This window comes from Pseudomonas sp. CFBP13528 (assembly GCF_005233615.1).
Classification (GTDB): Bacteria; Pseudomonadota; Gammaproteobacteria; order Pseudomonadales; family Pseudomonadaceae; genus Aquipseudomonas; species Aquipseudomonas fluorescens_AM.
Window position 1 is genome coordinate 237,665 of the sequence record NZ_QGAJ01000003.1, and the last position, 19,115, is coordinate 256,779.

Consider the following 19,115-nt stretch of genomic DNA (forward strand, 5'->3'; position numbering starts at 1 on the left):
GTCAAGCAAGTTTTCAAAAAATATTTAATTATTACCGTCGCTTACGTGCAGACCCCGGTTTTTGATCAATTATTGAGCAGGTGGTACGTAGCCGTCGGCCTTGGCGTAATCCTCGCCGGAAAAGAACTTGTCCATTTCGCCCTGCAGGTATTTGCGGTCTTCGGCGTTCATCATGTTCAAGCGTTTTTCGTTGATGAGCAGGGTCTGGTGTTTTTGCCAGTCGGCCCACGCCTGGGCGGAGACGTTATCGTAGATGTCCTGGCCTTTGGCGCCCGGAAAAGGGGCGCGTTCGAGGGCGGGCAGTTCTTCGTGGTACTTGCGGCACATGATGGTGCGGGTCATGACGACTCTCCTGCGTTCATTACTTCAGCCGCGCGCTTCAGCAGTTTTTTCACCGGGGCGGCAAGGCCCAGGCGCGGTGGGGTGGCGAGGTTATACCAGAGCCAGTCGGCCTCGGCCACGTGATGGGCGCTTTCCTCGACCTGGACCAGCCAGGGTTCGATGGCCAGCTGGAAGTGGCTGAAGGTGTGGATCAGCCCCGGCAGTTCCTGATGTTTGCCCAGTGCCAGCGCGTGCTGGTTGGCCAGATGATCCAGGTCTTCCAGGTCGTCCAGCTCCGGCAGGCTCCATAAACCGCCCCACAGGCCCGTGGAGGGGCGACGGTAAAGCAGGATCGCACCCTCGGCATTGGCCAGCATCGGCATCAGCGTGCGCTTCTGGGGGATGGTCTTGCGCGGCTTGGGGATCGGGTAGCGCGTCTCCAGGCCGAGCATGTGGGCTTCGCAGCCTTTTTCCAGCGGGCACAGCAGGCAGCTGGGTTTGCTGCGGGTGCATAGCGTGGCGCCCATGTCCATCATCGCCTGGGTGTAGGCGTTGACGCGGTCGTGTGGCGTAAAGCGCTCTGCGGTCGCCCACAGCTGCTTGGCGACCTTGGGTTCGCCCGGGTAGCCCTCTTGCGCGGTAAAGCGTGCCAGCACGCGTTTGACGTTGCCGTCGAGGATCGGCGCGCGCAGGCCCATGCTCAGGCTGGCAATGGCGCCGGCAGTCGACAGGCCGATGCCGGGCAGTTCGGTAAGCTTTTCGACATCCCTGGGAAACTCGCCGCCGTATTCGGCGACCACGATCTTTGCAGTCTTTTGCAGGTTACGCGCCCGGGTGTAGTAACCCAGGCCGGTCCACAGGTGCAGCACTTCGTCTTCCGGCGCGGCGGCCAGCGCCTGGACTGTCGGCAAGGACGCCATGAACCGGTCGAAGTAATTGAGCACGGTGCTGACCTGGGTCTGTTGCAGCATGATCTCCGACACCCACACCCGATACGGCGTGATGCCCTGTTGCCAGGGCAGGTCGTGGCGACCGTGGCGGTCGTACCAGTCCAGCACCGCCTGTGAAAACTGCTCGTTTCTCATCGGTTGAACAGGCCTTTCAATGCGTCTTTGAGCTTGGGATTGACCTTGTCGAGCTTCTCTTCGAGTTTCTCGTTGAGACGATTGCCCGCTGCTTTGATGGCGACCTGGCCGAGGCCGTCCTTGTCCAGGCGGCAGGCCTTGGCGCCCAGTTCCAGCGGGCCACGGCAACGCAGCGGCACTTCGATACCCTGGAAGTTGGCGCCGACCTGGCAGGCCGGGTCCGGCACGTCGCGCTGGTCGCCTTCGACGATGATGCCCACCCGGTAGTCCATGCCCAGTACGCGCAGGTCGACATCGCCATTGCCGTTGAGGGTCAGCCCCGGAATGCGCACTTTCAGGTCAGGGTTGCTGGCCACGCCGTTGCGCAACGTCAGGTTGCCGCGCAGTTCCTGGAAGGGCGTGTCCTTGCCTTGCGGCGTGGTGCTCAGGGTTTTGCGGTTGAGCAGGGCGATACCGGTGCACAGTTGTTGCTCGATGTTGGCGTTGAGCAGCACACCATTGTTGATGACGATGCCGGCGGTGCCGTTGAGGCTGTCGATCAAGGCCTTCTGGCTGTTGCCACGCCCGGTCAGGTTGCTGTCCAGGGTGACCAGGCCTTTGACTGGTGGGGTTTTCCCCTGGGCCTGCAGGATTTTTTCTACCGGTACCTGCTTGATATGGGTTTGCAGCGCCAGGAGCGGGGTGTCCTGGCGTACATCGAGGGTGCCGTTGGCCTGGAACGTACCGTTGTAGAGGCCACCGCTCAGCGCGTCGAGCCTGAGCTGGCCATCGACGCCCGAGGCTTTCAGTACCGCGTTCTGGATCGGCAGCTGGCTCAAGGTGAGTTGGCCGAACGCAAGGTCCGCGTTGATATCCAGGCTGCGCAGGCGGGTCAGCGGCAGCAGTTTGTCACTGCTCCAGGCGGCTTTGGTCGGCGCTTCCGGCAGTGGGCTGTTACCGCCGGCGGCCATTGCACCGGCCTCGCTGCTCTGCACTTCGGCCTGGCGTGCGGCCGCCGTGCCTTTGGCGGCTTCGGATTTGGCCGGCAGGTAATTGTCGGCATTGAAGGTGTCGCCCTTGAGCTGCACGCGCAGTGACTGCTTGGCGAAATCATCCACGGCGACACGACCGGTGAAGGTGCTGCCATCGAGTTTCAGGTTCAGGTCCTCCAGCGCGACATTGGTCGGCGTGCCTTTGAGGCGGCTGACCAGTTCGACTTTGCTCAGGCTGCCCGGTGCCATCGCCGGCAGAGGGTGGCCGACGCTCTCGAGAAACTTGGCCAGGTCAAACTGCGCGACCGACAGCGCGCCGCTGATCTGCGGGGTATTGCTCAGGTCAGTAACCCGGAGTTCGCCCAGTGCGCGCAATTGGTTGGCCGAGAGTTTCAGGTTGGTCCATTCGGCGATGTTGGCGGCAAGATCGACCAGCAATTGACCCTGGGTGGAGAAGGTCAGCGTCTTGCCCTGCAAGGGTTCGCCAGTGGCTTCGCCGCTCAGGCGCATGTCTTCGAACTGGTAGCGCTTGAGGGCGCGCTGGATGCGCAAGTTGCCGTTCAGCTCGGTCTTGAGGCGCATGACCGGCTGGTTGCTGCCCAGGAAAGCGGTGAGTTTCAGCGGAATGTTGGCGCCTTCGTGGATGGCGCCGGCACTCAGTTGGATGCTTTCGGCGCTCAATTGCTTGCCGGTCTGTTCATCGTTGTATTCAACGCGGGCGTTGTTGATGGTCAGGCTGTCGATGTCCAGGCGGATCGGCTGCGGCGGTTTCTCCGGCTTGGCTTCAGCCACCGGTTCGGCCGGCGCGGGGGCGGCAGCATCCGGGGTTTCGTCAGGCAGGTTCTTGCCGATGTCTTCCCAGTTGCCGTGGCCGTTCTTGTCGCGGTTCAGGCGCAGGTTCAGGCCTTCGACCCGCACATCGCTCATCTGCACTTCGCGGCGCAGCAGCGGCAGCACGCGTACCGACAGGCCGAGCATTTGCAGGTCGGCGAACGGTTGGGTCGGATTGGTCAGGGTTGCCACACCGGCTTCGTGCAGCTCCAGGCCCAGCCAGGGGAACAGGCTCCAGCCGATGTCGCCATTGAGCGTCAGCTCGATGTGGGCCTTGTCGCGGGCAATCTGGCGAATTTCTTCTTTGTAGTCGTTGGGATCGAAGAGATGGGTCAGGGCAAAGCCGAGAGCCACAATGATCAGCAACAGCCCGAGAAATACCAGACCCAGGATTTTGCCGAACGCTTTCATGGGCGAGTCCTTGTATGTCGATTTCAAAATTTAGCCGCAGAGTATAACGCCCGAAGGCCTGCATCAGTTCGTGGATCGTTACATTGTATCTACGACCGGCGAAACAGGATTTTGGCGTCAAATAAAACAGATGGGCTGAAAAAAGTGATGTCAATTTGGTTTTTCTCGCATCTGCAGGTGCTAATCTCTGCGCGTTCGTCCGCCTTCTGCGACGTATCGTCGCGCCAAAATGGAGCTTCACTCACAAAAAACGGCCACGCGTTGCGTGCAAGGCCGAGGGGGAGAGCGCCTGACGGACGCATACCAATAACTGGGGGAAACACCAATGAGCACTAGCACTGCGGCGGGTATCAACGCCGCACCGCCTGCGTTCCTGTCCAAGGAACGCATTATCGCCAAGCCCGGCTTCAACCGCTGGCTGGTTCCACCGGCCGCGCTGGCCATCCACCTGTGCATCGGCATGGCCTACGGCTTCTCGGTGTTCTGGCTGCCGCTGTCCAAGGCGCTGGGCATCACGGCGCCGGTCGCTTGTGCGCCGGACATGAGCTTTATCGCCCAGGTCTTCTCGTCCCAATGCGACTGGCCCATCTCCATGCTGGGCTGGATCTACACCCTGTTCTTCATCTTCCTGGGCTGCTCGGCAGCGATCTGGGGCGGCTGGCTGGAACATGCCGGGCCGCGCAAGGCCGGTGTCGTCTCGGCGTTGTGCTGGTGCGGCGGCCTGCTGATCTCGGCGTTGGGTATCTATACCCACCAGATCTGGCTGATGTGGATCGGCTCCGGGGTCATCGGCGGTATCGGCCTGGGCCTGGGCTATATCTCGCCCGTATCGACCCTGATCAAGTGGTTCCCGGACAAACGCGGCATGGCGACCGGCATGGCGATCATGGGCTTCGGCGGCGGCGCGATGGTCGGTGCACCGCTGGCGGCAGCACTGATGGGCCACTTCGCCTCGCCGACCAGCGTGGGCGTATGGCAGAGCTTCCTGGTGATGGCTGCGATCTACTTCGTGTTCATGATCGGCGGCGCCTTGTCCTATCGCGTTCCGCCAACCGGCTGGAAGCCTGAGGGCTGGACCGCACCGGCGAAAAAAGCCAGCAACGCGATGATCACGCACCGTCATGTGCATGTGAACGTGGCGTGGAAAACCCCGCAATTTCGTCTGGTATGGCTGGTGCTGTGCCTGAACGTGTCAGCCGGTATCGGCATCCTCGGCATGGCTTCGCCGCTGCTGCAGGAAGTGTTCGGCGGCAAATTGCTGGGGCTGGACGTACCGTTTGGTCAGTTGGACGCCGGGCAACTCGCATCGATTGCCGCGATCGCGGCAGGCTTCACCGGCCTGTTGAGCCTGTTCAACATCGGTGGCCGATTCTTCTGGGCGTCGTTCTCCGACTACCTGGGGCGCAAAAATACCTACTTCGTGTTCTTCGCCCTGGGCTTTGCCCTGTACGCGCTGATCCCGAACCTGGGGCACCTGGGCAACGTGGCACTGTTCGTGGCGGCGTTCTGCATCATCCTGTCGATGTACGGCGGTGGTTTTGCCACGGTCCCGGCTTACCTGGCCGACCTGTTCGGTACGCAAATGGTCGGCGCCATTCATGGTCGCCTGCTGACCGCCTGGGCCGCTGCCGGCGTATTGGGCCCGGTGCTGGTGAACTACCTGCGTGAATATCAGTTGAGCATCGGCGTTGAACGCGCTGCGGCCTACGACATCACCTTGTACATTCTCGCTGGCCTGCTGGTGCTGGGCTTCATCTGCAACCTGCTGGTGCGTCCGGTGGCCGACAAGTACTTCATGACCGATGCCGAACTCGCCGCCGAGCAGGCGCTGGGCCATGACAAAGGCGCTGACGCCAGCACCGTGCTGGAGTGGAAAGCCTCCCCTGGCAGCAAGCCATTGGCGGTCGCCGCCTGGCTGGTGGTGGGCATTCCGTTGGCATGGGGTGTGTGGGTGACTCTGCAGAAGACCGCAGTACTGTTCCACTAACACGGCAAAACCCGTGTGGGAGGGGGCTTGCCCCCGATGGCGGCGCATCAGTCAATGCATTGTTGACTGACCCACTGCTATCGGGGGCAAGCCCCCTCCCACATTGATTGTTAGTGTTCTGGTGGGCTGGGTCCCACATGTATGCACATGTCTATCCCCGACATTCCCCGCTTCAACTCGTCAGTCTTATCCCCTTCGATGTTTCTGTTTAGCGCCCGCGCCCCTATAATGGCTGCCTTTTTCGCCCAATGATTTGCGGAGCTGGTGATGGTCGAACGTATGGCGTCCGTCGAGCGCGACACTCTGGAAACCCAGATCAAAGCCTCGATCAACCTGGATGGCACCGGAAAGGCCCGATTTGATATCGGTGTGCCTTTTCTTGAGCACATGCTGGACCAGATCGCCCGTCACGGGCTGATCGACCTGGATATCGTCAGCAAGGGCGACCTGCACATCGACGACCACCACACGGTGGAAGACGTGGGCATCACCCTCGGCCAGGCCTTTGCCAAGGCCATCGGCGACAAAAAAGGCATCCGTCGCTACGGCCACGCCTATGTCCCGCTGGACGAAGCGCTGTCGCGCGTAGTCATCGACTTCTCCGGCCGCCCGGGCCTGCAGATGCACGTGCCCTACACCCGCGCCACCGTGGGTGGCTTTGACGTCGACCTGTTCCAGGAATTCTTCCAGGGTTTCGTCAACCACGCACTGGTCAGCCTGCACATCGACAACCTGCGCGGCACCAACACCCACCACCAGATCGAAACCGTGTTCAAGGCTTTCGGCCGCGCGCTGCGCATGGCCGTGGAGCTGGATGAGCGCATGGCCGGGCAAATGCCTTCGACCAAGGGCGTTCTGTAATGCAGACGGTCGCGGTTATCGATTATGGCATGGGCAACCTGCACTCGGTGGCCAAGGCGCTCGAGCACGTGGGTGCCGGCAAGGTGCTGATCACCAGCGATGCAAACGTGATTCGCGAAGCCGACCGCGTGGTGTTTCCAGGCGTTGGCGCGATTCGCGATTGCATGGCCGAGATCCGCCGCCTGGGCTTTGACAGCCTGGTGCGCGAAGTCAGCCAGGACCGTCCGTTCCTCGGCATCTGCGTGGGCATGCAAGCCTTGCTCGACAGCAGTGAAGAGAACGGCGGTGTCGACTGCATTGGTCTGTTTCCCGGCCAGGTGAAGTTCTTCGGCAAAGACCTGCATGAAGACGGCGAACACCTCAAGGTGCCGCACATGGGGTGGAACGAAGTGCGTCGCGCGGTGGATCACCCGCTGTGGCATGAAATTCCGGACATGGCGCGTTTCTACTTTGTGCACAGCTACTACATCGCCGCCGGTAACCCGCGCCAGGTGGTGGGGGGCGGGCACTACGGCGTCGACTTCGCCGCAGCGCTGGCCGACGGCTCGCGCTTTGCCGTGCAGTTCCACCCGGAGAAGAGCCATACCCATGGCCTGCAATTGCTGCAGAACTTCGCCGCGTGGGACGGTCACTGGTAAATGGCCAAGAAACTGAAACCGCCGATCTTGAACCTCACGCCCGAGCAGGAGCGTGCGGCTATCGACAAGATCAAGCGGTTCATGGAGGACCGCTTCGAGCTCAAGCTGGGCTCGTTTGAAGTCGCCGAGATTCTTGAGCTGTTCACCACCGAAGTGGCGCCGCATTATTACAACAGGGCGGTTTTCGACACGCAGACGCTCCTTAAAGAAAGGTTCGAAAGCATCGAAAGCGACTTGTGGTCGCTTGAAAAGAGCAGCTGAAAGCTTCAAGCCATAAGCTGCAAGAATTGATACGCGTGCTTGCTTGCAGCTAATAGCTTGCAGCTTGCAGCTCTTTGACGAAGGAAAAGCATGCTGATTATCCCCGCTATCGATCTCAAGGACGGCGCCTGCGTCCGTCTGCGCCAGGGCCGTATGGAAGATTCCACGGTGTTCTCCGATGACCCGGTGAGCATGGCCGCCAAATGGGTGGAAGGGGGCTGCCGTCGTCTGCATCTGGTGGACTTGAACGGCGCCTTCGAAGGCCAGCCAGTCAATGGCGAGGTGGTCACCGCGATCGCCAGACGCTACCCCAACCTGCCGATCCAGATCGGCGGCGGTATCCGCTCGCTGGAAACCATCGAGCATTACGTCAAAGCCGGCGTGAGCTACGTGATCATCGGCACCAAGGCGGTAAAAGACCCAGCCTTCGTCGCCGAAGCCTGCCGCGCGTTCCCGGGCAAGGTGATCGTCGGCCTGGATGCCAAGGACGGTTTTGTCGCCACCGACGGCTGGGCTGAAATCAGCACGGTGCAGGTGATCGACCTGGCCAAGCAGTTCGAAGCTGATGGTGTGTCCGCCATCGTTTATACCGACATCGCCAAAGACGGCATGATGCAGGGCTGCAACGTGCCGTTCACCGCCGCGCTGGCCGCTGCGACGAAAATCCCGGTGATCGCCTCTGGCGGTATCCACAACCTGGGTGACATCAAGTCGCTGCTGGACGCCAAGGCACCTGGCATCATTGGCGCCATTACAGGCCGCGCGATTTATGAGGGCACGCTGGATGTAGCCGAAGCACAAGCCTTCTGTGATGGCTACGCGGCCAGCTCCAAGTCGTAAGCTGCAAGCTGCAAGTTAAAGCCGATCTGCTTCTACTTGCAGCTTGTAGCTCAAAGCTTGCAACTCTTATCGGAGATAAGCCTATGGCTTTAGCCAGACGCATCATCCCTTGCCTGGACGTCGACAACGGTCGCGTGGTCAAGGGCGTCAAGTTCGAGAACATCCGTGATGCCGGCGACCCGGTGGAAATCGCCCGTCGCTACGATGAACAGGGTGCCGATGAAATTACCTTTCTCGACATCACTGCCAGCGTCGACGGCCGCGATACCACTTTGCACACCGTCGAGCGCATGGCCAGCCAGGTGTTTATCCCGCTGACCGTGGGCGGCGGCGTGCGCACCGTGCAAGACATCCGCAACCTGCTCAATGCCGGCGCGGACAAGGTCTCGATCAACACCGCTGCGGTGTTCAACCCTGAGTTTGTCGGCGAAGCCGCGCAGCACTTCGGCTCGCAATGCATCGTGGTCGCCATCGACGCCAAGAAAGTTTCCGGCCCCGGAGAAACCCCGCGCTGGGAGATCTTCACCCACGGCGGGCGCAAACCGACCGGGCTGGACGCGGTGGAGTGGGCGATGAAGATGGAAGCCCTCGGCGCCGGTGAAATCCTGCTGACCAGCATGGACCAGGACGGCATGAAAAACGGCTTCGACCTGGGCGTAACCCGCGCCATCAGCGATGCCCTGGGCATCCCGGTGATCGCCTCCGGCGGTGTCGGCAACCTGCAGCACTTGGCCGATGGCGTCATCGAAGGGCATGCCAGCGCGGTGCTGGCGGCGAGTATTTTCCATTTTGGCGAATACACCGTCCCCGAGGCCAAGGCTTACATGGCGGCGCGCGGTATCGTCGTTCGTTAAACGGACGACGTGATAACCGCTTCGCGGGCTTTGGACTCCAGCGCGGACAGGGGCCTGCAATTGATTTGGCATTCTCGTGCTGGCGGGTATTCACTCCAGTACACGCTGTTGCCATCGGTGTAGCTGATGCTGGAAGAGATTTGCGTGTTGTTCTCACGCAACAATCGGTACTCACTTTGTATCAAGTACACCGCAATGGTTTTGTGGGCTGGCACCGTCGCGCTGATCTCAATGGACGTCGAGCTTGTCCACCCCTGCGTGGAGGTTTCGGTGTGAGTGAGACTTTTGTTGAACTTTGCCGAAAATTTGATTGAGGAGGCCAGTGGAGTGATGCTGAACTGCCATTCGCTCCCGATCTCTATGGCCGTGGTACGAGTAAAGGTTTCAAGCTGTGATCCGTTTTGCCCGTTGGTCGCGACCCACTTCAGGGTCTGCGTTGCGGAGCTTTCGTTCCGACCAAATCCGACGCGCAGATACTTATCGGTTCTTTCCAGACGATAAGTCGGCGATGAGCGCAGTTGTTCGACGGGGCTCAGGTGGGGATCTTTGACTGTGAACCACGGGAGTGTGGACATATGAGTGACCTCGGCCTTTTCATGGGGCGAGGGAATGGAGTGGTCAGTCAAGTGTGGGGCTGGCGGGGAAGGGTTGACCTGAAGCGGGATACGCATTCGTAACGAGTAGGCCGCAATATGCTGGTCCGGCCTTGCATAGCTGTCGGCCCCGACAAAGGTACCTGGCGAAAGGTAAATTTCGCCCTGTGCGGCGCCAGGTGGTGTGATGTTCCAGGCACTGAAGCTCATCGCGGCGTTGCTGCCTCTGTCGTTCCAGATAAGGTCGCTGATGTAGGAGGCTATGACCAGGTCAGCTCTGACACAGCGAATGGCGTTGCGCGAGGGCTTCTGGTAACCCCGGGTGGTCACAAAGCCGAGCGCCAAATAACCTTCAGGCGCTACCGGGCGCCACACTGCACCGTCCTCGTAGGCTTTGGAACCTATATCGTTCCAGACCAGCTCGTATTCATCAGGCGGGCTGAGTGCTTTGCCTTTAACCCGGGCTCCTTCGCTGTTCGGATCACCTTCGCCAACTACCGCGACCACTTTCTTTCCGCTGATTTGGTGGTTGCCATACTGACCGATCACCACATCGCCCAGCGGAAAATAGCCTTTGAGAAACTCGGGATTTGGCACCGGGCGCCAAAATGCACCCGGGCTCGCATTCGTTGAACCATTGCTATCCCAAAGCCATTGGAATTGGGAGGTGAAATTGATTAACAGATTTCCATATTTTATTGACTCCATGGGGATGTCCTTTTCGCAGAAGTAGAGTTGGGGAGGGCCGGCCGTCGTGGCGTGATCTGGTCCCTCTGTATCAGACGGTCAGCGCGTTCCGAACGGACAAGCCTCAAGACTCCACTATTGAGCACAGAGCGCCGGGGATGTAGTCGTTATGTAGGCACTGCAAGCGCGCGGGTTCGTCGTTCGGTAAACGCTGCTGGACAGCATGGCGGGGTCGCGGCACTCTCTGCGCTTGCCATGGATTCCGGTAGCCTTCATGTTCAAACACCTGCTGCTCGTCCTCGTCAGTTCCTCCATGCTCATGGCGGCTACGGCGCACGCCGACGAATCGCCTGCCACCTCCCTGGTGCTGCTGACGGAAAATTTCCCGCCTTACAACATGGCGAAAAACGGCAAGAATTTCGCCAGGGACGAGAACATCGAAGGCATCGCCGTGGATATCGTGCGGGAAACCTTCAAGCGCGCCGGCATTGCCTACAACCTCACCCTGCGTTTTCCTTGGGAGCGAATCTACAAACTCGCCCTGGAAAAGCCTGGCTATGGTGTGTTCGTCATGGCCCGTTTGCCGGACCGTGAAGCCTTGTTCAAATGGGTCGGCCCCATCGGCCCGGACGATTGGGTGCTGCTGGCCAAGGCTGACAGCAAGATCCAGTTGGAAGGCCTGCAGCAGGCGCGCCGCTACAGGATTGGCGCCTACAAAGGCGATGCCATTGCCGAGAGCCTGGACAAGCAGGGGCTCAAGCCGGTTGTCGCCTTACGTGACCAGGATAATGCGCAAAAGCTCATGGAGGGCCAGATCGACCTGTGGGCCACCGGCGATCCTGCTGGCCGTTACCTGGCGCGCCAGGTGGGGGTGAACGGGCTCAGGACGGTGTTGCGGTTCAACAGCGCGCAGCTTTACCTGGCGTTGAACAAGGATGTGCCGGACGAAGTGGTTGCCAGGCTCCAGGCTGCGCTGGATGAATTACGCAAGAGTGGTCGTGTAGACGAAATCATGGCGCGTTACCTCTGAAGTGGGCAGTTCCGAAGAATAAACGCGGTCAAAAATGTGGGAGGTGGCTTGCCCCCGATGGCAGCAGATCAGCCAATACATGTTCAGCTGACACACCGCTATCGGGGGCAAGCCCCCTCCCACATTGGATTTTCGCCACTTGATTTAGCGGTAAATGCCGTCTTTGCCGTGCCCGGCCATCGCCCGGTTACTGCGCACGCTGATCATCAACTTGATATCGATCCACTCCACACCCTGCGCCTTGAGCTTGGGCAATTCGCGCTCCAGCACCGCCAGGGTCTGTGGGTAAGGGTGTCCGATCATCACCGCCGAGCCCTGTTTATGCGCCAGCTTGATTGCGGTCTGCAGTTGCGTGGTAATTGCTGCCTCGGTGCGCTCGTCATCCAGGAAGACATCCCGCGAAACATGCGCCAGCCCGATCTTCTGCGCCTCGGCGGCGGCAACGGTCTGTGCGCTGGTACGGCTGTCCACAAAGAACTTGTGGCGCCGCTGCAGCTCGCCCATTAACCACGCCATTGCCTGTGGCTGCGCCGTCATGCGGCTGCCCATATGGTTATTGATGCCGGCGGTGTAGGGCACGGCCGCGAATGCGGCGTCCAGGCGCTTGCCCAGCTCTTCGATCGACAGCTCGGGGTGCCAGGCAAACGGACCGGTGGCCGGATCCATGGGCATGTGCAGGATGACGATCTTGCCGGCCTTGTGGGCCTCGCGGGCGAATTCGGCGGCATGAGGGGTGTCAGGCATGATCGCGGTGGTGACCGGCCCAGGCAGGGCCAGCACGCGACGATCCCTGGGCAGGTTTTGCCCGAGGTCGTCGATGATCAGGGTGAGATAGGCCTTGTGCGGCTCGCCGGCCGGCGTCGCTTGCGCGAATCCGGCCAGGCTGCACAGCAAGGCGATGGTCAGGGCAAAGCGCATATCAACGGCTGCGCGTGATGCTCAGGCCCTTGAGCAGGCTCAGCGCCTGGGCCAACTGGTAATCGTCGTCCTGCGGCATCGGTTTGGCTTTGGCGCCACTGCCGGTCGGCTGGTCGGCGCCGCCGTTGCCATTGCCCAGGTGGCCTTGCAGGTCCGCCTCTTTGTAGTACTCGCTGTCGATCTCGTTGGTGATCCTGGCCTTGCGCACTTCGATGTCCGGCACGATGCCCTGCGCCTGGATCGAGCGACCATTAGGCGTGTAGTACAGCGCCGTGGTGATCTTCAACGCACGCTCGTTATTGAGCGGCAACACGGTTTGCACCGAGCCTTTACCGAAGCTGGTGGTGCCCATCAGCACGCCGCGCTTCTGGTCCTGCAGGGCACCGGCAACGATCTCCGAGGCCGAGGCGCTGCCGCCGTTGATCAGCACGGCCAGCGGCACGTTCTCGCTCAGATCGTTGCCGGTGGCCGAGAAGCGCAGCTCGGAATTGGCGATGCGGCCCTTGGTGTAGACGATCAGGCCCTTGGTGATGAAGTGGTCGACCACTTCCACCGCCGATTGCAACACGCCACCCGGGTTGTTACGCAGGTCGAGCACGATGCCGTTGAGCTTCTTGCCATTGTCCTTGCGCAGCTTGGCCAGGGCCTTGGCCACTTCGTCGCCGGTCTTGACCTGGAACTGGGTAATGCGGATGTAACCATAGCCCGACTCCAGCAACTGGCTCTTCACGCTCTTGACCGTGATGGTCGCGCGGGCCAGGGTCACGTCAAACGGGTTGCCGCCGTCGCGCACCAGGGTCAGGGTGATTTTCTGGCCGAGCTTGCCGCGCATTTTGTCGACGGCTTCGGTCATGGACTGGCCACGGGTCGGCTGGCCGTTGATCTTGACGATCAGGTCACCGGCCTGGATGCCGGCCTTGGACGCCGGGGTATCGTCGATGGGCGAGACCACTTTGATCTGGCCGTCTTCGGAGCCCACTTCGATACCCAGTCCACCGAATTCACCGCTGGTGCTTTCCTGCAGTTCAGCGAAGTCTTCGGGGCCCAGGTAGGCCGAATGCGGGTCGAGGTTGCTGAGCATGCCCTTGATGGCATTTTCCAGCAGGGTCTTGTCGTCTACGGGTTCGACATAGGCAGCCTTGATCCGGTCCATGACCTCGGCAAAGGTGCGCAGCTCGTCCAGCGGCAACGGCGCCTTGGTGGTCGCGGCCATTGCAGCGGGTGCAGCCTGGTCGGCAAAAGCCAGAGGCGCGCCGATCACCAGGGCGATCGTCAGGGCCAGCGATGTGAGGCGGGACAAATGCAGCATGTCGAACGAACTCCTAATGTAGATGCGACCCTATCCTTGGGATCGGCACCATTGTGCAGGGTCGCTCGGGCGGCCCTGCTGACGAATAGCGAAGTACAGCGCCGGGGTGTCCTGGCCACCACTGTTACCGACAGTGGAGATGGATTCACCGGCTTTTACCACATCACCTGCCGACTTGAGTAACGTCTGATTGTGGCCGTAAAGGCTCAAATAGCCATTACCGTGGTCAAGAATCACCAGCAAACCGGCCCCGCGCAGCCAATCGGCAAACACCACGCGCCCGCCGTGGACGGCGTGGACCTGGCTGCCCGCAGAGGCGCTGATCATCACACCATCCCACTTGGCACGGGTATCATCGCCGCGGGTTTCACCGAAGCGTGCCAACAGTCGACCATCAACCGGCCATGGAAGTTTGCCGCGGGCTGAAGCAAAAGGCCCGCCGAATGACTCGCCGCTGCTGGAAACCAGCGGGCCAGGCGCTGCATGCGCCGGTTTGCGCGGGGCCGGCGCATCGCTGGTGGCAGCCAGTTCGGCCTCACGCTGGCGCTTTTTTTCGGCTTCCTGCTGGGCGATCAGCGCTTTTTGCCGCGCTTCTTCGGCCTCGCGTGCCTGGCGCGCCAGGGTTTCTTCGATAGTCTTGAGCACTTTGGCCAGGTCGGCCTGATCCTGCTCGCGGGCCTGGAGCTTGGCGTCGCGGGCTTTTACGTCATCGTTGAGCTTGGCCAGGGCTTGCTGGCGTTCCTTGCGGACCTTGTCCAACTCGTTGCGCTGGGTGTCGAGCGCGGTCTTCTGGTCGAGCAGTTGGGCCTGCTGATCATTGATCTCCTGCTCGACATTGGCCAACTGGCGCAGCGTTTCGTTAAAGCCCTTCAACTGCGCCAGGCGCGCCTGACTCAGGTAATCGTAATAGGTGAGGGTGCGAGCAAATTTTTCCGGGTTCTGCTGGTTGAGCAGCAGTTTGAGATATTCCTGGCGGCCGCTCTGGTAGGCGGCGCGGGCCTGGATCGCGATCAGGCGTTGCTGTTCAACGCGTGCGCTCTGGAGTTTTTTTTTCTCAGCGTCGAGTCGCTCCAGTTCCGACTCGCTCTTCTTTAGTTCTTTTTGCAGCTCCTGGACCTGCTTCTCCAGCTTGCCCATTTCGGTTTCCGTGCCGCGCAGGTCTTTCTGCACGCCGGACTTTTCTTCCTGGAGCTTGCCGAGCAGTTTTTTCAGCTCGGTAATGTCCTGACGCGTAGCGTCCAACTGTTGTTGGGTTTGTGCACGCTCATCGGCAAATGCCGGTTGGAGCAGGCAGACAAGAGCGAGGGTAATCAAGGCGCGAAGCATAGAGGCGGGCGACACCAGGGGAAAGGGACGCTCTAGTATGCCCGCCAAGCGCCGCAAAAAAAACGTCCAATTGGGGCGGGCGGGCAAGATAGGTGCCGAGTGGTGGTGGTATGGCAAAAAGATATCTTCCAAACACCGAAGGGCCAATGTGAGAGGGGGCTTGCCCCCGATAGCGGTGGACCAGTCACATAAGTGTTGACTGACACTCCGTCATCGGGGGCAAGCCCCCTCCCACATTGGATCTACCGTGTTGTTTAAATCAGACCAGGATTGAAGTGCCAGTCATTTCCTTCGGCTTTTCCAGCCCCATCAGCATCAGCATGGTCGGCGCCACATCCGCCAATACGCCGCCGTTACGCACTTTGAAATCGCGCTTGCCGACGTAGATGAACGGCACCGGCTCGGTGGTGTGGGCTGTGTGGGCCTGGCCGGTGGACTCGTCGGACATCTGCTCGCAGTTGCCGTGGTCGGCGGTGATCAGCGCTTCGCCACCGACGTTGTCCAGGGCATCGACGATGCGGCCCACGCACAGGTCCAGGCATTCCACGGCCTTAGTGGCAGCCTCCAGGTTGCCGCTGTGGCCGACCATGTCGCCGTTGGCGTAGTTGACCACGATGACGTCGTAACGCTGGTGCTCGATGGCATCGACGATTTTGTCGGTGACTTCCGGCGCGCTCATCTCTGGCTGCAGGTCGTAGGTGGCGACTTTTGGCGATGGGATCAGGATGCGCTCTTCACCCGGGAACGGCTCTTCGCGGCCACCGGAGAAGAAGAAGGTCACGTGGGCATATTTTTCGGTTTCGGCGATGCGCAGTTGCGTCTTGCCGTTTTTCGCCAGGTAATCGCCCAGCACGTTTTCCAGGCTGCCCGGCGCGAATGCCGACGGGGCCGGGATATTGGCGGCGTATTGAGTGAGCATGACGAACTCGACTTTCGGCTGGCGCGCGCGGTCGAAATCCTTGAAACCGTCGTCGACAAACACATGGCTCAGTTCACGGGCACGGTCGGCGCGGAAGTTCATGAACACCACGGCGTCGCCGTCTTCGACTTTCACCGGCTCACCGATGGTGGTGGCCTTGACGAATTCATCGCTCTCGCCACGCGCGTAGGCGGCTTCCAGGCCTTGCTGGGCGGTGGCGGCGTTGAATTCGGCCTGGCCATCGACGATCAGGTTGTAGGCCTGGGCCACGCGGTCCCAGCGGTTGTCGCGGTCCATGGCAAAGTAACGGCCTACCAGGCTGGCGATGCGGCCTTTGCCCAGGGCGGCGAACGTGGCGTCCAGCAGTTCGATGGACGACTGCGCGCTTTTGGGCGGGGTGTCGCGACCATCAAGGAAGGCGTGCAGGTAGATCTTGTCGGCACCACGCTTGAAGGCGAGTTCGGCCATGGCGATCAGGTGGTCCTGATGGCTGTGTACGCCGCCATCCGAGAGCAGGCCCATGAAGTGCACGGCCTTGCCGGCGGCGACGGCTTTATCCACCGCCGCGCAAATGGTCGGGTTCTCGAAGAACTCGCCATCGCGGATCGCTTTGGTCACGCGGGTGAAGTCCTGATAGACCACTCGTCCGGCGCCGAGATTCATGTGGCCGACTTCCGAGTTGCCCATCTGGCCGTCCGGCAGGCCCACGTCCATGCCGGAACCCGAGATCAGGCCGTTGGGCACGGTGGCGGTGAGGCGGTCCAGCACAGGCTTGCGGGCGGCGTACACCGCGTTGTCGTGGTGGCTTTCACTGTGTCCGAAGCCATCGAGAATTATCAGGACCAAAGGTTTAGGCGTGGTAGTCATAGATCCTCTCGCGGCGTTAATAAAGGAAGGCAATGGAAAAGTGAGTGGCAGTTTAAAGCGAAGTTCCAACCGCGTCACCGCTTTACGGGGGTTGGCCGCCCCCGACGGCTGTGTATACTTACCGCCATTTTAACGCCCTGGAACCTCCTTGATGGTTGATCACCTGATTGCATTTGCCACTGCCCACTATCTGCTCGTGGGTGCCTTCGTCATCCTGCTGGCGCTGCTGATCGCTCACGAATTGAGCCGTGGTGGCCGCAGCCTGAGTACATCGGAGCTGACCGCGCTGGTCAACAAGGATGAGGCCGTTGTCGTGGATATTCGCCCGGCCAAGGATTTCGCCGCCGGCCATATCGTCGGCGCCCTGAACATTCCCCAGGACAAGCTGATCGCGCGCTTGGCCGAACTGGAGAAATACAAGGCCAAGACTATTATCCTGGTCGACGCCCAAGGCCAGCACTCCGGCACTCACGCCCGCGAGATGCTCAAGTCCGGCTTCACCGCTGCCAAGCTGTCCGGTGGTATCAGCAGCTGGCGTGGCGATAACCTGCCGTTGGTGAAGTGATATGAGCCAGGTTGTCGTGTATTCCAGCGATTATTGCCCTTTTTGCATCCGAGCCAAGCAGTTGCTCCAGAGCAAGAAGGTGGCCTTCGAAGAAATCAAGGTCGACGGCAAACCTCAAGTGCGCGCTGAAATGGCCCAGAAGGCTGGCCGCACGTCGGTCCCGCAGATCTGGATCGGCAGCCGGCATATCGGTGGTTGCGATGACCTGTTCGCCCTGGAGCGCGCCGGTAAACTCGACGCGCTGCTGTCCGCCTAACCCCTAAAAGACCCCAAGATAAAGAAGGATCTGCGATGACTGACCAACAGAACCCCGAAGCAGCGCAAGACCAAGGCCCACAGTTTTCGCTGCAGCGCATCTACGTGCGTGACCTGTCTTTCGAAGCGCCGAAAAGCCCGGCGATCTTTCGCCAGGAATGGACCCCAAGTGTCGCGCTGGACCTGAACACTCGCCAGAAATCCCTGGAAGGTGACTTCCACGAAGTCGTGCTGACCCTGTCGGTCACCGTCAAGAACGGCGAAGAAGTGGCCTTCATCGCTGAAGTGCAGCAGGCCGGTATCTTCCTGATCCAGGGCCTGGACGAAGCGTCCATGAGCCACACCCTGGGCGCGTTCTGCCCGAACATCCTGTTCCCGTATGCTCGTGAGACCCTGGACAGCCTGGTCACCCGTGGCTCGTTCCCGGCGCTGATGCTGGCGCCGGTGAACTTCGATGCCCTGTACGCCCAAGAGCTGCAGCGCATGCAACAGGAAGGTGCGCCGACGGTTCAGTAAGTCGATGCGGTAAAAAAATGTGGGAGGGGGCTTGCCCCCGATGGCGGTGGGTCAGCTACAGGTATGCTGGCTGATACACCGCCATCGGGGGCAAGCCCCCTCCCACATTTGCTATGTGTGTTACTTGAAACCGAGTTGACGCCAGCCTTCGTAGACGGCGACGGCGACGGTGTTGGACAGGTTCAGGCTGCGGCAGCCCTCGCGCATCGGCAAGCGCAGGCGATGGCCATCAGGCAGGGCATCGAGTACCTCGGCCGGCAGGCCCCGGCTCTCCGGGCCGAACAGAAACGCGTCGCCCTCGGCAAAGCTGGCATCATGAAAAGGCCGCGAGCCCTTGGTGGTGAACGCGAACACACGTGGCTGGCCCAGGCTGTCCAGGCAACTGGCCAGGTCGGCATGGCGCTGGAGGGTGGCGTACTCGTGGTAATCCAGTCCGGCGCGACGCAGGCGTTTATCGTCCATGTCGAAGCCCAGCGGTTCGATCAAATGCAGGTGGCAGCCACTGTTGGCGCACAGCCTGATAACGTTGCCGGTATTCGGCGGAATTTCTGGTTGAAAAAGGATGACGTGAAACATGCACGGCTCCGAAGGCAAAGATGCGCTGCATTCTACCCCCGAAGACGACCCAAGGCCGAAGCTATTGCCCAGGGTATTGGGCTCACTGGCGATCGTCGGCTTGATGGTGGGCTTGATGATCGGGCGCCTGACCACCCCGCAACCGGTCGAGTTGCAACAGGTAGAGCCTGTGGCGGACGGTGTGGTGGTGTGGTTCAACCGCGAGCCCAAGCTGCACGGCGAGCATATCGACGGCACCGTGGCGCTGCTGTTCGACGCGCAAGGCAAGGTCACCGCAGGGCGACTCAAGGTCAATGACAAGGATGTGAACTGGCGGGTGCGCAAGACCGACGGCGGTTTGCTGCTCAACCTGGTGGCGGCCCGGCCATTGCGTGGCGAGTGGAAGGGCCAGGAGGTCGATGACCGCTGGCGGCTGGAGATCCATCTCCATGAGCAATAAAAGAGGGAGTTCCCGGCCTGCCTGTACCAGGGCTCCCAAAACGGGGTGAAGCCAA

20 protein-coding genes are annotated in these 19,115 nt (G+C 60.8%); 11 read left to right on the top strand and 9 right to left on the bottom strand.

Translation table 11 applies throughout. The features are described 5' to 3' along the window. Positions 1 to 69: 69 nt before the first annotated feature. From PspCFBP13528_RS07755 to PspCFBP13528_RS07765, 3 genes are read right to left on the bottom strand one after another with little or no spacing between them, the layout of a single operon-like run. Positions 70 to 342 (bottom strand): oxidative damage protection protein, encoded by a 273-nt coding sequence (locus PspCFBP13528_RS07755; protein ID WP_057724507.1) that lies wholly within the window; start codon positions 340 to 342, stop codon positions 70 to 72. After that, positions 339 to 1,406, bottom strand: a complete 1,068-nt coding sequence (gene mutY, locus PspCFBP13528_RS07760) for an A/G-specific adenine glycosylase (RefSeq protein WP_137199940.1) — start codon at positions 1,404 to 1,406, stop codon at positions 339 to 341. Before mutY ends, PspCFBP13528_RS07755 begins: the two co-directional genes overlap by 4 nt. Continuing rightward, positions 1,403 to 3,619 (bottom strand): AsmA family protein, encoded by a 2,217-nt coding sequence (locus tag PspCFBP13528_RS07765; RefSeq protein ID WP_137199941.1) that lies wholly within the window; start codon positions 3,617 to 3,619, stop codon positions 1,403 to 1,405. Before PspCFBP13528_RS07765 ends, mutY begins: the two co-directional genes overlap by 4 nt. 325 nt (positions 3,620 to 3,944) lie before the next feature. On the opposite strand from PspCFBP13528_RS07765, the gene PspCFBP13528_RS07770 reads away from it, so the two are divergent. From PspCFBP13528_RS07770 to hisF, 6 genes are all read left to right on the top strand, one after another. After that, a complete protein-coding gene (locus PspCFBP13528_RS07770) occupies positions 3,945 to 5,606 on the top strand; it encodes an OFA family MFS transporter (RefSeq protein WP_065950073.1) in 1,662 nt (553 codons plus the stop codon). A 267-nt stretch (positions 5,607 to 5,873) separates the two neighbouring features. Next, on the top strand, positions 5,874 to 6,467 hold the full coding sequence (gene hisB, locus PspCFBP13528_RS07775; protein WP_065885762.1) for an imidazoleglycerol-phosphate dehydratase HisB: 594 nt from the start codon (positions 5,874 to 5,876) through the stop codon (positions 6,465 to 6,467). Continuing rightward, on the top strand, positions 6,467 to 7,105 hold the full coding sequence (gene hisH / locus PspCFBP13528_RS07780; protein WP_065950074.1) for an imidazole glycerol phosphate synthase subunit HisH: 639 nt from the start codon (positions 6,467 to 6,469) through the stop codon (positions 7,103 to 7,105). Before hisB ends, hisH begins: the two co-directional genes overlap by 1 nt. Further along, positions 7,106 to 7,366: a DUF2164 domain-containing protein gene (locus PspCFBP13528_RS07785; RefSeq protein ID WP_065950075.1), complete on the top strand. Its 261-nt coding sequence runs from the start codon at positions 7,106 to 7,108 to the stop codon at positions 7,364 to 7,366. A 90-nt stretch (positions 7,367 to 7,456) separates the two neighbouring features. After that, complete coding sequence (gene hisA / locus PspCFBP13528_RS07790) at positions 7,457 to 8,206, top strand: 1-(5-phosphoribosyl)-5-[(5-phosphoribosylamino)methylideneamino]imidazole-4-carboxamide isomerase (protein ID WP_101219828.1); 750 nt, start codon at positions 7,457 to 7,459, stop codon at positions 8,204 to 8,206. Between the two features lie 83 nt (positions 8,207 to 8,289). Then, a complete protein-coding gene (gene hisF / locus PspCFBP13528_RS07795; RefSeq protein ID WP_065950077.1) occupies positions 8,290 to 9,060 on the top strand; it encodes an imidazole glycerol phosphate synthase subunit HisF in 771 nt (256 codons plus the stop codon). On the opposite strand, the gene PspCFBP13528_RS07800 is transcribed toward hisF, so the two are convergent. Then, on the bottom strand, positions 9,057 to 10,361 hold the full coding sequence (locus tag PspCFBP13528_RS07800; protein WP_137199942.1) for a Vps62-related protein: 1,305 nt from the start codon (positions 10,359 to 10,361) through the stop codon (positions 9,057 to 9,059). The genes hisF and PspCFBP13528_RS07800 overlap by 4 nt on opposite strands. Positions 10,362 to 10,614: 253 nt before the next feature. Between PspCFBP13528_RS07800 and PspCFBP13528_RS07805 the strand changes: the two genes are divergently transcribed. Further along, entirely contained in the window at positions 10,615 to 11,370 is a 756-nt protein-coding gene (locus PspCFBP13528_RS07805; protein WP_101219830.1) for an ABC transporter substrate-binding protein, read from the top strand. A gap of 144 nt (positions 11,371 to 11,514) precedes the next feature. Here the strand turns inward: PspCFBP13528_RS07805 and PspCFBP13528_RS07810 are convergent, their stop codons facing one another. The 4 genes from PspCFBP13528_RS07810 to gpmI all read right to left on the bottom strand — a co-directional run bounded on the left by PspCFBP13528_RS07810 (position 11,515) and on the right by gpmI (position 16,709). Continuing rightward, positions 11,515 to 12,288, bottom strand: coding sequence for a divergent polysaccharide deacetylase family protein (locus tag PspCFBP13528_RS07810; protein ID WP_065950080.1), 774 nt, complete (start codon positions 12,286 to 12,288; stop codon positions 11,515 to 11,517). A gap of 1 nt (position 12,289) precedes the next feature. After that, complete coding sequence (locus tag PspCFBP13528_RS07815) at positions 12,290 to 13,597, bottom strand: S41 family peptidase (RefSeq protein ID WP_065950081.1); 1,308 nt, start codon at positions 13,595 to 13,597, stop codon at positions 12,290 to 12,292. Positions 13,598 to 13,627: 30 nt separating this feature from the next. Continuing rightward, positions 13,628 to 14,923 carry a murein hydrolase activator EnvC gene (locus tag PspCFBP13528_RS07820; protein ID WP_065950082.1) on the bottom strand — a complete coding sequence of 432 codons (1,296 nt, stop codon included), beginning with the start codon at positions 14,921 to 14,923 and terminating at the stop codon, positions 13,628 to 13,630. 259 nt (positions 14,924 to 15,182) lie between these two features. Further along, positions 15,183 to 16,709, bottom strand: a complete 1,527-nt coding sequence (gene gpmI / locus PspCFBP13528_RS07825) for a 2,3-bisphosphoglycerate-independent phosphoglycerate mutase (protein WP_065950083.1) — start codon at positions 16,707 to 16,709, stop codon at positions 15,183 to 15,185. 151 nt (positions 16,710 to 16,860) lie between these two features. Between gpmI and PspCFBP13528_RS07830 the strand changes: the two genes are divergently transcribed. Genes PspCFBP13528_RS07830 through secB form a run of 3 tightly spaced genes read left to right on the top strand, consistent with a single transcriptional unit; the run spans position 16,861 to position 18,045 of the window. Next, positions 16,861 to 17,274 (top strand): rhodanese-like domain-containing protein, encoded by a 414-nt coding sequence (locus tag PspCFBP13528_RS07830; RefSeq protein ID WP_057025458.1) that lies wholly within the window; start codon positions 16,861 to 16,863, stop codon positions 17,272 to 17,274. Between the two features lies 1 nt (position 17,275). Continuing rightward, the gene (gene grxC / locus PspCFBP13528_RS07835) at positions 17,276 to 17,530 is read left to right on the top strand and encodes a glutaredoxin 3 (protein WP_065950084.1); all 255 of its coding nucleotides are present in this window, start codon (positions 17,276 to 17,278) and stop codon (positions 17,528 to 17,530) included. A 35-nt stretch (positions 17,531 to 17,565) separates the two neighbouring features. Continuing rightward, the gene (gene secB, locus PspCFBP13528_RS07840; protein WP_065950085.1) at positions 17,566 to 18,045 is read left to right on the top strand and encodes a protein-export chaperone SecB; all 480 of its coding nucleotides are present in this window, start codon (positions 17,566 to 17,568) and stop codon (positions 18,043 to 18,045) included. Between the two features lie 120 nt (positions 18,046 to 18,165). Here the strand turns inward: secB and PspCFBP13528_RS07845 are convergent, their stop codons facing one another. Continuing rightward, positions 18,166 to 18,621 carry a tRNA (cytidine(34)-2'-O)-methyltransferase gene (locus tag PspCFBP13528_RS07845; protein WP_065950086.1) on the bottom strand — a complete coding sequence of 152 codons (456 nt, stop codon included), beginning with the start codon at positions 18,619 to 18,621 and terminating at the stop codon, positions 18,166 to 18,168. On the opposite strand from PspCFBP13528_RS07845, the gene PspCFBP13528_RS07850 reads away from it, so the two are divergent. After that, complete coding sequence (locus PspCFBP13528_RS07850; protein ID WP_101219834.1) at positions 18,620 to 19,060, top strand: hypothetical protein; 441 nt, start codon at positions 18,620 to 18,622, stop codon at positions 19,058 to 19,060. The genes PspCFBP13528_RS07845 and PspCFBP13528_RS07850 overlap by 2 nt on opposite strands. Positions 19,061 to 19,115: the final 55 nt, after the last annotated feature.

Coding starts and splice junctions, on each gene's coding strand:
- secB (WP_065950085.1), top strand. CDS start 17,566: ATGACTGACCAACAGAACCCCGAAGCAGCGCAAGACCAAGGCCCACAG.
- hisH (WP_065950074.1), top strand. CDS start 6,467: ATGCAGACGGTCGCGGTTATCGATTATGGCATGGGCAACCTGCACTCG.
- PspCFBP13528_RS07850 (WP_101219834.1), top strand. CDS start 18,620: ATGCACGGCTCCGAAGGCAAAGATGCGCTGCATTCTACCCCCGAAGAC.
- PspCFBP13528_RS07805 (WP_101219830.1), top strand. CDS start 10,615: ATGTTCAAACACCTGCTGCTCGTCCTCGTCAGTTCCTCCATGCTCATG.
- PspCFBP13528_RS07785 (WP_065950075.1), top strand. CDS start 7,106: ATGGCCAAGAAACTGAAACCGCCGATCTTGAACCTCACGCCCGAGCAG.
- hisB (WP_065885762.1), top strand. CDS start 5,874: ATGGTCGAACGTATGGCGTCCGTCGAGCGCGACACTCTGGAAACCCAG.
- PspCFBP13528_RS07820 (WP_065950082.1), bottom strand. CDS start 14,923: ATGCTTCGCGCCTTGATTACCCTCGCTCTTGTCTGCCTGCTCCAACCG.
- gpmI (WP_065950083.1), bottom strand. CDS start 16,709: ATGACTACCACGCCTAAACCTTTGGTCCTGATAATTCTCGATGGCTTC.
- PspCFBP13528_RS07830 (WP_057025458.1), top strand. CDS start 16,861: ATGGTTGATCACCTGATTGCATTTGCCACTGCCCACTATCTGCTCGTG.
- PspCFBP13528_RS07770 (WP_065950073.1), top strand. CDS start 3,945: ATGAGCACTAGCACTGCGGCGGGTATCAACGCCGCACCGCCTGCGTTC.
- PspCFBP13528_RS07815 (WP_065950081.1), bottom strand. CDS start 13,597: ATGCTGCATTTGTCCCGCCTCACATCGCTGGCCCTGACGATCGCCCTG.
- PspCFBP13528_RS07845 (WP_065950086.1), bottom strand. CDS start 18,621: ATGTTTCACGTCATCCTTTTTCAACCAGAAATTCCGCCGAATACCGGC.
- grxC (WP_065950084.1), top strand. CDS start 17,276: ATGAGCCAGGTTGTCGTGTATTCCAGCGATTATTGCCCTTTTTGCATC.
- mutY (WP_137199940.1), bottom strand. CDS start 1,406: ATGAGAAACGAGCAGTTTTCACAGGCGGTGCTGGACTGGTACGACCGC.
- hisF (WP_065950077.1), top strand. CDS start 8,290: ATGGCTTTAGCCAGACGCATCATCCCTTGCCTGGACGTCGACAACGGT.
- PspCFBP13528_RS07810 (WP_065950080.1), bottom strand. CDS start 12,288: ATGCGCTTTGCCCTGACCATCGCCTTGCTGTGCAGCCTGGCCGGATTC.
- hisA (WP_101219828.1), top strand. CDS start 7,457: ATGCTGATTATCCCCGCTATCGATCTCAAGGACGGCGCCTGCGTCCGT.
- PspCFBP13528_RS07755 (WP_057724507.1), bottom strand. CDS start 342: ATGACCCGCACCATCATGTGCCGCAAGTACCACGAAGAACTGCCCGCC.
- PspCFBP13528_RS07765 (WP_137199941.1), bottom strand. CDS start 3,619: ATGAAAGCGTTCGGCAAAATCCTGGGTCTGGTATTTCTCGGGCTGTTG.
- PspCFBP13528_RS07800 (WP_137199942.1), bottom strand. CDS start 10,361: ATGGAGTCAATAAAATATGGAAATCTGTTAATCAATTTCACCTCCCAA.